General features: G+C 48.6%; 13 protein-coding genes. 10 read left to right on the top strand and 3 right to left on the bottom strand.

Annotated elements, in window-relative coordinates:
• Nucleotides 1-1,236, bottom strand: a 1,236-nt coding sequence (locus L696_RS0115375; RefSeq protein WP_025684439.1) for a spore germination protein, incomplete at its 3' end; no start/stop codon positions are given.
• Between the two features lie 396 nt (nucleotides 1,237-1,632).
• On the opposite strand from L696_RS0115375, the gene abnB reads away from it, so the two are divergent.
• From abnB to L696_RS0115320, 10 genes are all read left to right on the top strand, one after another.
• Nucleotides 1,633-4,071 carry an arabinan endo-1,5-alpha-L-arabinosidase AbnB gene (abnB, locus tag L696_RS0115370; RefSeq protein ID WP_025684438.1) on the top strand — a complete coding sequence of 813 codons (2,439 nt, stop codon included), beginning with the start codon at nucleotides 1,633-1,635 and terminating at the stop codon, nucleotides 4,069-4,071.
• Nucleotides 4,072-4,469: 398 nt separating this feature from the next.
• Nucleotides 4,470-4,670: a cold-shock protein CspD gene (gene cspD, locus L696_RS0115365; RefSeq protein WP_013308356.1), complete on the top strand. Its 201-nt coding sequence runs from the start codon at nucleotides 4,470-4,472 to the stop codon at nucleotides 4,668-4,670.
• Between the two features lie 131 nt (nucleotides 4,671-4,801).
• A complete protein-coding gene (locus tag L696_RS0115360; protein ID WP_013308357.1) occupies nucleotides 4,802-5,017 on the top strand; it encodes a cold-shock protein in 216 nt (71 codons plus the stop codon).
• Between the two features lie 457 nt (nucleotides 5,018-5,474).
• A complete protein-coding gene (locus L696_RS0115350) occupies nucleotides 5,475-5,801 on the top strand; it encodes a hypothetical protein (RefSeq protein WP_025684437.1) in 327 nt (108 codons plus the stop codon).
• 306 nt (nucleotides 5,802-6,107) lie between these two features.
• Nucleotides 6,108-6,521, top strand: a complete 414-nt coding sequence (locus L696_RS0115345; RefSeq protein WP_025684436.1) for a GntR family transcriptional regulator — start codon at nucleotides 6,108-6,110, stop codon at nucleotides 6,519-6,521.
• A complete protein-coding gene (locus tag L696_RS0115340) occupies nucleotides 6,518-7,231 on the top strand; it encodes an ABC transporter ATP-binding protein (RefSeq protein ID WP_025684435.1) in 714 nt (237 codons plus the stop codon). Before L696_RS0115345 ends, L696_RS0115340 begins: the two co-directional genes overlap by 4 nt.
• Nucleotides 7,228-7,995 (top strand): ABC transporter permease subunit, encoded by a 768-nt coding sequence (locus tag L696_RS0115335; RefSeq protein ID WP_025684434.1) that lies wholly within the window; start codon nucleotides 7,228-7,230, stop codon nucleotides 7,993-7,995. Before L696_RS0115340 ends, L696_RS0115335 begins: the two co-directional genes overlap by 4 nt.
• A 37-nt stretch (nucleotides 7,996-8,032) precedes the next feature.
• Nucleotides 8,033-8,518 (top strand): cytochrome c biogenesis protein CcdC, encoded by a 486-nt coding sequence (locus L696_RS0115330; RefSeq protein WP_025684433.1) that lies wholly within the window; start codon nucleotides 8,033-8,035, stop codon nucleotides 8,516-8,518.
• 352 nt (nucleotides 8,519-8,870) lie between these two features.
• On the top strand, nucleotides 8,871-10,091 hold the full coding sequence (locus L696_RS0115325) for a stalk domain-containing protein (RefSeq protein WP_025684432.1): 1,221 nt from the start codon (nucleotides 8,871-8,873) through the stop codon (nucleotides 10,089-10,091).
• Between the two features lie 95 nt (nucleotides 10,092-10,186).
• A complete protein-coding gene (locus tag L696_RS0115320; RefSeq protein ID WP_025684431.1) occupies nucleotides 10,187-10,864 on the top strand; it encodes a hypothetical protein in 678 nt (225 codons plus the stop codon).
• A gap of 103 nt (nucleotides 10,865-10,967) precedes the next feature.
• On the opposite strand, the gene L696_RS0115315 is transcribed toward L696_RS0115320, so the two are convergent.
• Entirely contained in the window at nucleotides 10,968-11,972 is a 1,005-nt protein-coding gene (locus L696_RS0115315) for a LacI family DNA-binding transcriptional regulator (RefSeq protein ID WP_025684430.1), read from the bottom strand.
• A gap of 81 nt (nucleotides 11,973-12,053) precedes the next feature.
• Complete coding sequence (locus L696_RS0115310) at nucleotides 12,054-15,494, bottom strand: GH36-type glycosyl hydrolase domain-containing protein (RefSeq protein WP_025684429.1); 3,441 nt, start codon at nucleotides 15,492-15,494, stop codon at nucleotides 12,054-12,056.
• Nucleotide 15,495: the final 1 nt, after the last annotated feature.

Here is a 15,495-nt window from a genome sequence, read left to right as displayed (position 1 = left end):
CGCCTCGACAGCCGCTTGTCCGATGACGAGCGTGCCTACGATGGAGACGGCTGCCCCGATATACTTTGGCATGCGGACGCCGGCTTCTCGTAATATTTCAAAAGTCAATTCCATCATGAGCGCTTCGACAAAGGCGGGAAAAGGAACGGCCTCCCGCTGTGCCGCCAGACCGATCAGCAATGAGGTTGGCAGCATTTCCTGATGAAACGTAGTGATGGCAACATATAAGGACGGACCAAGCAGGGAAATAAAGATCCCAGCGTAACGAAGAAGCCGGATGAAGCTGCTGATGTCGGCACGCTCATAATAATCCTCCGCCGCATGCAGGAAGGAAACAAACAGCGCGGGTACGACAAGCACAAACGGGGTTCCATCCACCAGGATCGCGATCTTTCCTTCCAGCAGCTCGGCGGCGATGACGTCCGGGCGTTCGGAATTGTATACTGTCGGAAAAGGGGTAAATGTTTCGTCCTGGATTAACTCCTCGATATACCCGCTTTCAAGAATGCTGTCTACATCAATGCGATTCAGCCGCTCATGCACTTCTTCGACCAATTTGTTGTTCACGATTCCCTTAATGTACATCACAGCGACATCGGTCTTGGTCACGCGGCCGATTTGTTTTGTTTCCAGCCACAAATTCGGATCTTTAATCTTACGCCGGATCAAGGCCGTATTCGTGCGTAGTGCTTCAGAAAATCCTTCCCGCGGCCCACGGACGACATTTTCTGAGGCAGGTTCGGTGACCCCGCGATCTTTCCATCCTCGTGCGCTGGCCACGATTCCCTGCGTCTCACCGTCAACCAAAACGATTGCATCTCCGGATAACAGAGCGTTATATAAGGTTTCAAAGTCAGTAACATTCCGGATATCTCCGATGGTCAGAGCGTAATCTTTCAAAATTTGCATGACATTAGAGGAGGTTTGAATCTTGTGCTCCACGTCCCCGGACAAGCCGCTATCCAGCATCATCGACTCCATGATGAAGTCGGAGACTACATTCGTATCCGCCAAGCCGTCAGTATAGAGAATAGCAATGTTTTGTTCACCATCCTTGCCGATACGAACTTCTCTTATGATGATGTCGGTGCTGTTACCGAGTGTTTGTCTGATCCGCTGAAGATTTGACCCGATATTTGCACTGAGCTGCGCCTCTGAATGTGCAGGCTTACTCTCGGTGTGCTGGACAGGTGGCTTTTTAAACTTGTTGTGGCTGCTTCTTTTCCGAAAACGCATGAATGTTCGCCCTCTCCTTGCGGATGCTTTTTAATCCAGTATGGACGCATTGGGCTTCTGATAAACTTACTATTCGAATTTCGATGGTATCGGCAGGAAGGATAGCAAACTGAGTTTTTGTAATTAATAATTTTATTAAACAATTCATATAAATATAAAATTAAATATTGAATTTTCCATATTGTTTGCATAATATAGAGGTACGGTTCACAGTCAGGTTTGAGCCGCCCTTCTTAGAGAGAAGGGTTTTCATTTTTAAACAAATTGAAAGCGCTTTAATACCTGCCGGGGGTGATGATGAGTATCTATTTCAAGAGGGAAATAAACGAATCAAAATACAATAGAAGCCTGACCGCTGATTAACCAGGTTTGTTCAAATCGAGAGGAGATTAGTTAATGAAACGATTATTTTTCCGCAAAGTAACGGCAGCTTCTCTGGCAGGTGCTTTGCTGTTACCTGCCTCTTTTGCAGGCGCGGAGCAAACGCTCGACCCGAATACAGATGGGATTCAGAATGCGGGACAGCTTACACTTCAAGATCAGAGTCAGGAGAACGTTACAATTCAGAGCAAAAAGGTGGCGGCCTCTTTCAAGGAAACCTCCGTGCATGATCCTTCCATTCTGAAGGTGAACGATACCTTTTATATTTTTGGCTCTCATTTGGCGGCTGCCAAGTCCAAGGATCTCATGAATTGGGATACGATTGCTACAGGCGTAGCAAATGGCAACGTATTGATTCCGAACGTCAAAGAGGAATTAAAAGAAGCGCTAGAATGGGCGCAGACTGATACGTTGTGGGCAGCCGATGTCATTCAACTGGCGGACGGCAAGTTTTATATGTACTATAATGCCTGCAAAGGTGACTCTCCGCGCTCTGCGATGGGTGTAGCGGTGGCTGACAAAATCGAAGGACCCTACAAGAACAAAGGGATTTTCCTGAAATCCGGCATGTGGGGACAACCGAGTGAGGACGGAACCGTCTATGATGCGACTAAGCATCCAAATGTCGTGGACCCGGACACCTTTTATGATAAGAACGGCAAGCTGTGGATGGTATACGGGTCCTTTTCAGGAGGCATCTTTATTCTGGAAATGGATGAGAAAACGGGGAAGCCGCTGCCCGGACAAGGATATGGGAAAAAGCTGACAGGCGGTAACCATGCCCGTATGGAAGGGCCATACATACAATACAGTCCGCAAACAGACTATTATTACCTGTTCCTGTCTTATGGCGGCTTGTCGGCAGATGGCGGATACAACCTACGTGTGGCTCGCTCCAAAACACCGGATGGTCCTTTTTACGATGCTGAGGGCAACGACATGATCAAGGTCAAGGCGAACCCTGACAAACCTCTTTTTGATGACGCTTCCATTGAGCCATACGGTGTCAAGCTGATAGGGAATTACCTGATTACAAGGGAAGTCGGTGATCCGGGTACAGGACTGGGTACAGGCTATGTTTCTCCCGGACATAACTCGGCTTATTACGATCCCAAGACCAAGAAGCATTTTCTGATCTTCCATTCCCGTTTTCCGGGACGGGGCGAGCAATTTGAGGTACGCGTGCATGAAATGTTCATGAACGCTGACGGTTGGCCCGTAGTTGCTCCTTATCGTTATTCGGGAGATGAGGATTCTCTTAAAAAGTTGTCGGAAAAGGATGTCCTTGGTCAATACTCGTATGTAAATCACGGAAAAGAAATTTCGGCCAATATTAAGCAAGCTCTGACCGTCAGTTTGGATAGCGGTGGCAAACTGTCCGGCGGAGCGAACGGTACATGGAAGCTTGGCACAGGTAACCAGCTGGAGATTACAGCGGATGGTACAAAGTACAAAGGCGTGTTCCTGCGGCACCTTGATCCAGATACGGGCACCAAGACGTTTGCTTTCACTGCGCTATCCTCCAAGGGTGTTGCGGTATGGGGTACGCTAAAGCCTGAACTGAAGGCCAGCAAGATTGTGGCTGCTGTGCAGAAGGATCTGAGTCTGGGCGATTTGAGCAACGTTTTTTATAATCTGACGCTGCCTACTCAAGCTACACAAGATACCACCATTTCGTGGGAGTCCTCACGTCCTGAGAACATTTCCGTGACAGGTGAAGTGTACCGTCCAGAAGCGGGTTCCCAGCCTGCAACGGTCACATTGACTGCGACCATTAAAAAAGGCAAAGCAACGGCGAAGAAAAACTTCCAGGCCGTTGTTCCCGAGCAGGCTCAAGGTCCGCAGCTCGCGCACTATTCATGGAGCGAGGATCAAGGGACACGGGTCGTGGACAGCACATACAACAACTATGATGGCAAGGCATTCGGTGGAGCCACATGGGACAAGGAAGGCAAATCCGGTGGAGCTCTTGCTTTAAACGGCAAGGATGGCTATGTGCAGCTACCGGGCACGGTAACAGATGCGGAGGACTTTACTTTTTCCGCTTGGGTAAACTGGAAGGGCGGCGCAGCCTGGCAGCGAATTTTTGACTTCGGAAATGGGCAGAGCCGCCATATGTTCCTGACCCCATCCCAAGGAAGCGGTGTGCTACTGTTTACGATCCATGAAGGTACGGATCAAAGCTTGCTTTCCAAAGCACCGCTACCCTTGAACCAGTGGACGCATGTAGCGGTTACACTGGAGGGGAATACAGGGAAGCTGTATGTAAACGGTGAAGAGGTAGCTGTTAATGACAGCGTTACCATTAATCCGAGAGAGCTGCTGACGAGCGAGGCTTATCTCGGTAAAAGCCGCTTTGCCGCCGATGCTAACTTTAATGGAAGTCTGGATGAGGTTCAATTGTATAATAAAGCGCTGACAACAGATGAAATTAAGGCATTGGCAGGTCTTTGATGCTGGTTAAAAGGTAACGTAACGGAGTGGATGCAGAAGACGGCTATTTTGAAAAAGTTCGTCTTCTGCATAATGTTTTGTATATTTATTTTTCATTTGCTGGTATAATAAAAAGCAGTTGCGGATATACTGTTTTAAGTAGGCGTTGATGATTGACTATCGCCTGATGAATACAGCTTGAACATATAAATAGAGGACAAGAGCACTCTGCATAATTTAAATTTCACCAGTGCTTGCGTTTTCAATACACTTATGGTAATATGAGTATATTGAAATTGTGACCTGAGATTCGCATATTGTAGAGGGCTATTGTTTTAGGTTGAAATAACCTTGTGCAATATGTGAATTTTTATTTGTAAAAAATAAAGGTCATATAAATACATTTTGGAGGTAATTCCATGCAAACAGGTACAGTAAAATGGTTTAACGCAGAAAAAGGTTTTGGTTTCATCGAGGTTGAAGGTGGAAGCGACGTATTCGTACACTTCTCCGCAATCCAAGGCGACGGCTTCAAATCTTTGGACGAAGGCCAACGCGTAGAATTCAACGTAGTTGAAGGAAACCGTGGACCACAAGCTGAGAACGTTGTAAAACTGTAATTTAAAATTACAGCCTACTTCAGATGCCCCGAACATAGCGTTTGGGGCATTTGTTTTTATCTGTTCACAAGGCCGTTTTTGAACTGATTACATCTTATCGCTTTATAAATCATGAAGAAAGAGGGATGTTTATGTACAATTCACGGAAAAAGCCAATGGATGAGATTCCTGAGGAAATTACAACTGTCTGGAATTGCGCCAGCGATACGTGCAATGGATGGATGCGGGATAACTTCGCTTTTTCTGTCGAGCCGACATGCCCCATTTGCGGTTCTGCCATGGTGAAGGGCGAGAAAAAGCTGGCCGTTTTGAATAATACGAGCTTTAATCATACCAAACAATCCTAATGGGATATATGTTTGTAGTGAAGGATGCCCCATAGCCGCTAACGGCGCTGAGGCGTCTTTTTTGTTTTTTGGAGAACGCACCGCAAGATGCTATTTTTTTTGCACATATGAATGTCCTGGTTCTCCGATTATGGCATAGGGGAAGGTTGAGATAGTATGCTCAGTAAGGTGGAATTAAATACGGGGAGCGCATCGTAGAATACAGCATGACCGCTGCGTTCAAAAGGAATAAGCCTTGACCCGGCAATTCCACCTCGATATAATATCCCAATGCGTTTACCCCTTGGAGTCACAAAAATTCGTTCTTTCTCACATATATGTAGTCAGGGCTTAGCTCATTCTAAAAAGGGATAGCAGCGGTCACGATTTAAACATATTGATTGTTAAAAAATGTATGTCACCCCGTATAGCGATAAGATATAATGATGGGATGAAATAGCACCGGGAGAGTGGAACAATGGCACCATCAAAAACTTTAAAATGGATTACGGGCGGTTTAGAGCTATTTTTAGCTATTCCTGTTTTGGGCGGACTCATCGTTGTAAACTCCGTGTATACCGTGTTGTTCTTTATGATGATTCTCCATATTGTTACATTAGTGCTATCTGTGGTAAACAAGGAGGCCTATTATGGATCTATCTTGGGCATCGTGACCTCTGTTGTTGGATGGATTCCGTTCGTGGGTTGGTTGATGCATTTGCTTTCAGGTATATTTTTGATGGTTACAGCAGCTCAACAGCCGCGTTATCAAGATCGTAACTCCTATGATGATTATCGCTACTAAGTTATACACGGCATGAAATGATGAAAGATCCTGATAATACAGGGTCTTTTTTTTCACCCCTTAAATCTTCCCATTATAATGGTGCCTGAGTTTTGTCTACAATTGGAGCCTTCTCAGGTGTAGTTGAAGCAGTATGGGCTGCGCCAGTGGAGTACAGTGCTGTCTGAGCGCAAGCTGAGCATTTGCTGAATAGGTTTTTGAACGGTATGACTAAAATTTCAACTAAAAATATACTTGTGTTGCGTGTATTAAGTGATATAATACACTATATGCACGATAGATGCAGCGGATTAGGGGGAAATACCCATGGAAGAGCAAAGGGTTGGCTCGCTTCGGTTTTTAATTGATTTTAGCCAGCCATTATATGAACAGATATTAAATCAGGTACGAAGCTCCATTGCCAAAGGGGAGATTGAAATGGGAAGCAAAATGCCGTCCGTTCGTGATCTGGCACAGGAATTGCGTATGAATCCGAATACAGTGATGCGGGCTTATCAGGAGCTGGAGCGGGACGGACTGACCGAGAAGCGGCGCGGCTTGGGAACCTATGTTACGTCGTCCAGTGAGCGGGTAGACAACTTTCGGGAACAACTGGCCCTGACGTATATAGATCAGTTCCTGGGACAGATGAGCAGTCTGGGGCTGTCATGGGAGGATGTGCAGCGGTATATAGCAAGCAAACAGAACAGGAATGATGAGGAAGGAGGCGAAGGGGCATGACGGAATCTATTGTGGTTGCGAACCATATCACGAAGCAATATGGCAGTAAAAAGGCGCTGGATCAATTGGATGTCGTCATTCCTGCGGGCCGCATTGTAGGGGTGCTTGGGCCCAATGGCTGCGGTAAGTCCAGCTTTTTCCGGGCGATCACCGGATTGATTCAGCCGGACGGAGGCAGTCTTGAGGTGCTGGGGCAAAGACCCGGCTGGGAAACCAACCGTGGCATATCCTACCTGCCTGACCGGGCTCGCTGGTACCCCAATCATACGGTGCAGCAGACACTGGAGTGGGGACAGTCCTTTTTGCCTGGCTTTAATATGAAGGATGCGCATAAGCTGGCTGATCATATGGACGTGGAGCTGGAGTTGAAAATGGCCGGGTTGAGCCGCGGGCAGGAGGCACGTGTGCTGCTGATTCTGTGTCTGGCGCGTGAGGTTCCGCTCATGATCCTGGATGAACCGTTTGCGGGTATTGATGTCCTTTCCAGAGAAGCAATCGTGGCTGGTATTATTGATTATTTGGAGGATCGGCAGCAATCCATACTCATGAGTACGCATGATATTCAGGAAGTGGAAGGCTTGTTTGACTACACGGTGATGATGGACCGCGGGCGGGTGATATGGTCCGGTGATTCGGATGATCTGCGTGGAGAGCATGGATCACTGAATCAGGTGTTCCGCAATTTGTACAAAAAGGAGTGGAAGGTGTGAATTCATCAGGGCTGTTCAAAGAATTGATACGCCATGAATTTCGAAATAAAGGTAGCTGGAGAAAGCAGAGCCGGAATCGACTGCCCAGATCATGGAGACTTGTTTATTTCTCGCTATTTCTAATTGCGGCGTTCGTTATTTCCTTGTATTTCGCGCTTCACAACCAACTCGAATTGACAAGGCTGTGGTATGTCACCCTGGGCTTGCCGTACATGATCATTTTTATGGGTGTGGGAAGTTTGAGAAGAGAATGGGAAAATGACACCTACGGATGGTGGCTGACCCTTCCTTATCCGCGCATGTGGCTGATTAGCGCCAAATGGGTTGCTACTATTTTACAAACTATTGTCGTGATATTGCTCCTGTTTGTGGTGGGTTCCCTGTACGCGCTGTTCATCTCATCGACCATACAGCCTTACACGTTTGCGGATGCAGCGTCCTTTGTCATTGCAGGATTTAACTGGTTTGTGGTGATTATCGCGTTCACCCCGTTTGTTATTGCGCTTGGTCTGCTTACAGTTAGTACAAAATTCAGCACATGGAGACCGATCAGCCCGATTCTCTGGATTGTGTTGATGGGTGGAGGGAGCGTCTTTTATTGGTCAAGCGATCAAGGGATTTATAAGCAGTTTGACCATGCCTATGCGGGACAATGGCTTCCCTTTACATGGCACTTCCCGGTTGCTGTGTTGATCAGTTGGTTGGCTGCATATGCAATAATCCGGCTGAACGCTTATTTGCTGGAGAAGAAACTGTCGATTTAGCATCGTCTCAAAAGATATATAGGAAAGGAGTTTCACCATGACGACGATATTCATCTATGCATTGTTGGCTGTTTTGGTGGGGCTGATGATCTGGTTGAGAACCAAAAGACGAGGGGGACCGGTAAAAGGAAACGGAGTCCGTCTTTTGCTCCCCTTATTTATCGCATTCCCACTCATGATGATGTCTGTGTACCAATTGATGCATATTCCCGGTCAAACGCATGCGCTTCCCGCCTTTTGGGAGCTATTGGCTGCCGGGCTGTTAGGTGCGGTGTTTGGTTACGTCATTCTGCTGCATACGGCATACGAGAGACGGGACGACGGCCATATTTATCCCAAGCCAAACAAATATTTTAAATACATTATTATTACCATTATCTTAATTCGCATTATGTTGACCCAATATCTCAGCAGCTTGGGTACGACCGAGATTAGTGTATTGGCGATTACGATGGCGCTCGTCTATATCTCCATCTGGCGAATTGGGAGCTTCATTAAGTTTCGGAGAACGTTATCGGTCTAAAGGGTATATGTCGTGTAAAGAAGCGGGTTTTCTGTTCAAAAGCGTTCATTCGCTTGGTGATAGAACCCGCTTATTTGTGGCTTTATCATAAATTCATCTGTTAGCCCATAAACATACATTGTTATTAACCACGGTATCCTTTATTCTAAGGTTGTAGCTTGCTGTTTTACTGGCTCCAAATATAAGAGTTTGAAAGGAGGGGCATTGAAGTTTCAAAAGAATCCATGGGGGTTTAAAGGATAGGGTAGGATGTTGTAAATTCTTCTTTTTCGTGGTAAGGTGTAACCTAAGTAGTTACATATAAGGAAATCGTTTTCTATATTATTTTACAAGATGAGAGGGGCTTACATTCATGAAAAAACATACGGTTACCGCTGCACTCGCTGGCTTGCTTGTGCTGTCTTCTGCTGTGCCTGCTTTAGCTGCCGAGGTAAAACCCGCTACAGGTATCCAGGTTTGGGTAGATGGCAAGAAAGAGGCTTACAAGATCGCTCCTATCGTGAGAAATAAGCAGGTCTTAATTCCTTTGAGACAACTGGCCTCCAGTTTGGGGATTCCGCTGGATTCCAAGCATATTACGTTCAATACGGCGCGTCAAAGCACGACCATTCGGTATGATCAGGCGACGGTTGTACTGGTGTCAGGCAGTCCGGAAGCGCAAATCAACGGGATTAAGGTACCGCTGTCCACCTCGACCATCTTGACGAAACAAGGGGTAACCTATGTTCCGGTTGATGTCGTCAAAGAAGCGTGGGGTAAGCAAGTGATTTGGGACCCGGCCAGCCAAACGGTGCAAATCGGGGTGAGTAATAAGGATAAGGTCGTTGAAATCCTGAAAAGCTTTGAAACCGGAGATACGAAAGCGGCCGAGACTTGGATCAGCAAGGATCAGTACATTCAGCACAATCTGGGCTTTGCCAGCGGTAGAGATGCCTTGCTGCAAGGAATAAGCCAATTAAAGGAAGCTAATACAAAGGTTGAAATCCACCGTGTGCTTCAGGATGGGAATTTTGTAGCGGTTCATTATAAAACGACAATTGCAGGGAAATCAAGCATTGTCTTTGATATTTTCCGCTTTGATAGCAATGGTAAAATCGTTGAGCATTGGGACAACATTCAGGATTCGGCTCCAGCCAATCCAAGTGGACGTACGATGATTGACGGAGCAACTCAAATCACAGATCGCAATAAAACCGAGACGAACAAAGCGTTGATCCGCAAGTTTGTCGATGATATTCTGGTTGGCAAGAACCGCGCTGCACTGGAAAGCTACTATAATGGTGATCATTACATTCAGCATAATCCCTTTTTTGGTGACGGTGTGTCCAATCTGAAGCAAGCATTCTCCGCAGCGGGAAGCCAGGGAGCTTCCTTTGGATATGATCAGGTCCACATGGTCATTGGAGAAGGGAACTTCGTGCTGGTTGTGAGTGAAATCAAATCGCCCAAGGGAACATTGACCGCTGTCTATGATATGTGGCGTGTAGAGAACGGCAAAGTAGCAGAGCATTGGGATGTAGTTCAGGACATTCCGGCTAAAGCAGAGTGGAAAAATACGAACGGAAAATTTTAAAAACGACATTCACGGCATGACTGATAGTTAAGGTGATTCCCTAACTACCCTATCCCTGCTAAAATGATGGAAACATGATGAGTGGGGATGGGATGATGGGGAGTTTTAAACAGAGGGTAGGCTGCCTGCATGCGCATCACTCGAATATTGCCTATGTGGAACGGGCTTTTGCTCCTTATGAGGTGGAGCTGGAGCATTTTGTGGACCCTGCACTCATGTACAGAGTTTCATCTGATCCAGACTTCTCGGCAGCGGATGCCAGTCGGAAGGTAGAAGAGCAGCTGGAATGGATGGGCCAAAGCGGCGTAGATGTAATTTTGATTACGTGCACGAATTATATAGTCTTGGCGGAAAAGGTTCAACTGACAATACCTACACCCGTGATAACGCTGGATGAGCCCTTTTTCCATGAGATATGCGATGATCTGTTGCCACGGACCTTGGTATTTACGAATCCGGCTACTGTAGAGGGAACGATGAAGCGTCTTTATCATATAGCGGCCCTGTTAGGCAAGCCAGATATCTCTTCGTTGATAGAGGTCAAGGTGGTGGAGCACGCTTTTGAACTGATTATGCAAGGTCGCAAAGACGAATATATGGAAGTGCTGGTTCGTGCATTACATGAAATGAGAGAGGCTGATCCAGACAGAACCCTGGCTGTGGCGCAGTTATCTATGGTTGATGCTGCATTGCAGGTGGAACTGGAGACGGGTCAGGCGATTGGCAATCCCTTACGGTCGTTGATGAATTTGCTTGAGGATTGGTTAGGTTGAAAAATAAGCATGACTAAAAGAACTTCCAACCCGTGTTCCGGGGCAGTGGAAGTTCTTTTTTTTTTGCAGGATAGCGTGTAATTGGGGGCTTCTGCGGCGTTCATCAGGCATTCTGTTGATCTGGATTGCTGAATGCTGCGCCTGCGGATTCCCTTTGGACGAGTGTAACGTACAACCGTTCATGCTCCACGTCTTCTCCTGCAATGATTTTGAGAACCTGCTCGGCAGCTACAGCGCCCCATTTGCGCTTGGAATAATCAATGGTCGTCAGACGGGGCTGAATATATTGTGCCAGCTCGATATTATCAAAGCCGACGATATGAATGTCCTTGCCGATGGTAAGCTCCGACTGAGCCATTCGATTGTAAAAGCCTACTGCCATCTCATCATTGAGACAGAATACCGCGACGGGTCCCGAATCCGGGCTGGCATGTTGCTGCAAAATGATCTCGGCCGCCTGTTCGCCGCCCGATTTCTCAAAATCGCCGCCAATTTCGATCATTTCGGCGGTGCCGCTGCGCTCGATCGTCTGCTTGACCGCCTGCATACGCTGCCATGAATCATAAGAGCCGTCTGGTCCGGTGACAACATACAGCTTGCGGTGTCCCATTTCCAGCAGATGCTCCACCGCGAGAGCGGCACCTGCCTTGTTATCCAGCAGCACCTGGTTAATGTTAGGATGATTTAACTCGCGGTCAAGTACGACAATTTTATGCCCACGCTCGGCGTAGTTCAGCAGTTCCTGACTATCGAACGTCTGATCCAGTATGATGGCTCCATCGATCATGCGCTCCGGCAGCATTCGGTGGGATTGCTTGCCGCTGCATACGATGAGGTCATAGTCTTTTCGGTTCAAAATCTCCTTGATGCCATACAGCAAATCTCCATAAACGTCTCCGCGGAAATCGGTTAGGAAGACGCCGATAATTTTGGTTTCCCTTTTTTTGAGATTACGTGCGGCGGCATTCGGCACATAGTTAAGCTCTTTGGCAATGGCTAAAATACGTGCGCAGGTCTCTTCTGTTACCTTATCACTGCCGTTCAAAGCGTATGAAACGGTAGATATGGAAACGCCCGCCTGTTTGGCGATATCTTTAATGCTGACCACATCGTTTCCTCCTTCTTGACGGGCAAGCAGCAAAGGGCGATCCCGCAAGATCGCCATCGCTTTGTTGCCTCTATGCCTGATTTATAAAATAATCTCCAGACGGTGTACACCGTCATGTTCTGCTAGCGCCTGCTCGAAGGTCTTGCGCTTGATGCGCAGGGCACCCGAACGGTAGCGATTGTCGTCGGCTGGCTCGCTCTCCAGCGGTGTTCCGTTCAATACCGCGCGGCCTTGCTCACCGCTGTTATGCTCTTGCAGCAGGCGGTAAACGAAGGTAACGGGTTTCCCGGCAAAGGAAAATTCAAATTCCAGTCCGTCAAGATCATCTGGAAGTACAGGGTCCAGGATCAGGTCTTCGCCCGACTGACGGATACCAAGGACATTCGATATGAGCTGATTCATATAAATCCCTGGACCGCTGGAGTAGATTCTCCAGCCGCCTTTGACGGGAACGGCTCCTTCACGCAGTTCACCAAACCGCTCTTGTGCTTCGTAGCGGGTATTAAATTTGCCGTCCGAGCTGCTGAAATACGCGTTGCTCTGGCGCCATTCGGCGTTTGGTACGGACGCTCGAATGCCGACTGGGTTGATGAGCCTCAGGCTGTGCCAGGCGTCATCTTTGCGACCGAGCTTGGCCATGGCTTCCGCAAAGCGGATATGGGCATGCACATATTGCAGCCCGACCTCGCGTCCGAAGTTGGCCGCTTGCTCTGCGCGCTTGAAGTGCGAACTCACACCACCATCGTACTGTGCAGGGCGGTTCATCAGACGCACGCCATCCGGGCACAGGAACTGCTCACGGATGAGCTGCTCATGAGCCGATGCTTGCTCCGGCGTGAGCAGCTGGCTGATCATGCTGCGTGTCATCGGCAGCAAGCGGTAGTGAATCCCCGTCTCCGTATCGGACGGATGGAGCATCAGCTTGGGCTGACTGGGCTCTTCCATATACACGAAGCCTGGGATAATACCGCTCTCCAGCATGTAGCGGTTGAAGTCCTTGCGGATGCCTTCGGCCATCTGGTGCAGCTCCTGTGCGATCTCGGCGGCTCCGCTTACGACGCCTGCGGGGGCTTGCTCCAGCGCAGCAGCAAAGTTGCTAACCACCTGATAGGTGAGTGCAACGGTCCAACTGCTCGCCATGTATTGCTTCAATTGAGCGTTGGCTGGCTGGAGCGTGTCATCCCAATCGCCGTCGCCGTAGGCCGACAAATGTGTATCATGAAGGAAATTCGCTCGAATATATTCGATTTCCTTCATCGCGTGTTCCATGAGGGTCGCGGTCTGTTTTGTATAATCAAAACTATGCCGGTTGGTGTAGGGTACATTTTCTTCCAGAATACTGTAATCCCGGGTAGCGGTCAAATAATCTCCCAGTACCTTGAGCGGCCAGACGATAATATCACCGTGGCTCTCTTCTTGTTGAACGCGAGTATAGTTGTCGAACATAAACCATTGCGGCCAGTTTCCGCTATCCTCGTACTGATGGCTGAACACGGTCAGCAGAATGGAACGGACTTCGTCAAACTTTTGTACGGCTGAAAAATATTCCACCGGGCCCTGACATACATCGCGTGTTCCCCAAGCTGCACCACCGTATTGCTCCAGACCATGAGGCACGGAATAGTGGACAAGCATATTGTGGGTATACCACCAGGCCACCGCATTCACACGGAACAGCTCGCTCGTTTCATGTCCGCTACGCGTCAGATGGAAGCCGTTCATCAGCCCGGCAAAATATTGCCGATAGCGCTCACGCTCAGCCTCGAAAGAGGCATCGCGTTCCACGTGTGCTTGGCTCTTCCCGGCCGAATGCCCATGCAGCCAGCCTTGCACGGTGCAGGTCCATTCGCTGCTGTGGCCCAACTCCAGCACGACCAGAGATGCATCGGGGGAGGCTGTACCCTGTAGCAGTGTGTGAGCGTCGCTCACTTGCTGTAACGGAGCGCCTTGTACCTGCATCCGGTACAACAGGTCCGGATAGGCTTCGGCGCTCAGGGAGGATGGATCTGCGCGGAAGAGCAGGGCCTCGCCATCCCGTTCCACATGGAATGGAAGCTCATATTCGTTCACATGCATGGACATTTGCTGAGTCACGAGGAACGGATAGGCTTTGCCGCTTGCCGAGCGCACGTGAAGCCGTACTTCTGGCGTATCGGCGTTGGTATGGTTTGTAATGATGAGCATATCGTCAGTGGTTTTGTAATACCAGCGCACATAGTTAAAGCCGATCTCGAACAGGGAAGGCATCGTGAGCAAACGGTATTTCCCATGGATTCCGACATAGATACGCTGACCGGATGTTTTTGGAATATTGAGCGCATTACGCGCGTTTGTGATCATTTTATTGAAATTCGTGTTGCCGATCACAAGCTGGGAGTTGAACACCCCGTACATATAGGAGGTGGTTGTAATGGTTTCTTCCTTACCTCCCGCGTAATGCCCGCCCATTAAAATATGCCCGTGGGGACGCTCTACACGAAGCTCTTTGGATTTGAGTACGACATGTTCATAGCTGTCCGTGAAAAAGGAGAGCAACGTGTCGCCGTCATGCTCTTCTTCCTGTCGTTTCGGGAAGAGCTGATCCAACTCGGCTGCGGTCATATCCAGCGTGCGTAGCGGCTCCCCGATGTTCCGGGCTGGGGCCACGCGCCCAGTTTGGAGATTCCTTGTGGCGTGCGCCGGGATAGCGGTCTCGGAAGCAGTATCCATAATAGTTGCTACTTCTTCGCGTGCTTTCGTTACCAGTTCCTGGTACTCCAGCTTTGTAACGGCAGTCGGATGATTGGGCTGGAACAGGCCGTAAAAGGTAAAGCGTGCTTCCCCGGCGAGCTTTACCCGCTCGGATTGCAGCGCCGTATAGGCGAATTCGTACTGGTACACTTCATTGGCGAGCGAATCACGGCGCAGTGCTTCCGGCTCGTTCGTTTCTTTGTACGAAAGCCCAAAGAACTGAAATCCGTCCGTCGAATAACCGACGGTGCGAGTCAACGAGCCCTGCTGGATGTAAGGGAACGCCTGACTTTGCGGCTGGTTTTGACGGGAGCAAACCGTATAGCCTCTTTGTTCGTCATGGTAGACGGTATGGTCGATATATTGAGACAGATAAGCTTCATTACTGCGTACAGCCGCTGTATCCGCAATGCCGATATCCTGACCGTACACGATATCAGCTTCCACGTCATCGCCCTGTAGAGTTACATCCCAGAACCATACCCCGAGGCGGCTTAGCGTGAATGTCACCTGATAGCCGACACCTGACGTAATGCCTTCCCAAATAATCTGTTGATCCGTTTGTCGTACTACTCCGGGTGAACGGACTCCAAGCAGGGGAGTGATGCTGACGCCGGACGGACGGTACAGTCGTAAGTACAGGTTGTTCAGGGAACCGTCGACGGAATTGGTCAGCAGTTGATTGATCATGGTTGAGCCGTGGGCGATTTTGTATACATCACCGCTGCTCAAGAAGGTGAAGGACAGGTCGCCTGCCCGCAGCAAAATATTTTGATCCAGACTTGTATTCATC

Source organism: Paenibacillus maysiensis (assembly GCF_000520815.1).
Taxonomy (GTDB): domain Bacteria; phylum Bacillota; class Bacilli; order Paenibacillales; family Paenibacillaceae; genus Paenibacillus; species Paenibacillus maysiensis.
The sequence above is the reverse complement of the archived record's forward strand: the minus strand, read 5'-3'. Positions and strand labels throughout refer to the sequence as shown.

Excerpts from the sequence above, each read along its gene's own strand:
- abnB (WP_025684438.1), top strand. The coding sequence starts at position 1,633 with ATGAAACGATTATTTTTCCGCAAAGTAACGGCAGCTTCTCTGGCAGGT.
- cspD (WP_013308356.1), top strand. The coding sequence starts at position 4,470 with ATGCAAACAGGTACAGTAAAATGGTTTAACGCAGAAAAAGGTTTTGGT.
- L696_RS0115360 (WP_013308357.1), top strand. The coding sequence starts at position 4,802 with ATGTACAATTCACGGAAAAAGCCAATGGATGAGATTCCTGAGGAAATT.
- L696_RS0115350 (WP_025684437.1), top strand. The coding sequence starts at position 5,475 with ATGGCACCATCAAAAACTTTAAAATGGATTACGGGCGGTTTAGAGCTA.
- L696_RS0115345 (WP_025684436.1), top strand. The coding sequence starts at position 6,108 with ATGGAAGAGCAAAGGGTTGGCTCGCTTCGGTTTTTAATTGATTTTAGC.
- L696_RS0115340 (WP_025684435.1), top strand. The coding sequence starts at position 6,518 with ATGACGGAATCTATTGTGGTTGCGAACCATATCACGAAGCAATATGGC.
- L696_RS0115330 (WP_025684433.1), top strand. The coding sequence starts at position 8,033 with ATGACGACGATATTCATCTATGCATTGTTGGCTGTTTTGGTGGGGCTG.
- L696_RS0115325 (WP_025684432.1), top strand. The coding sequence starts at position 8,871 with ATGAAAAAACATACGGTTACCGCTGCACTCGCTGGCTTGCTTGTGCTG.
- L696_RS0115320 (WP_025684431.1), top strand. The coding sequence starts at position 10,187 with ATGGGGAGTTTTAAACAGAGGGTAGGCTGCCTGCATGCGCATCACTCG.
- L696_RS0115310 (WP_025684429.1), bottom strand. The coding sequence starts at position 15,494 with ATGAATACAAGTCTGGATCAAAATATTTTGCTGCGGGCAGGCGACCTG.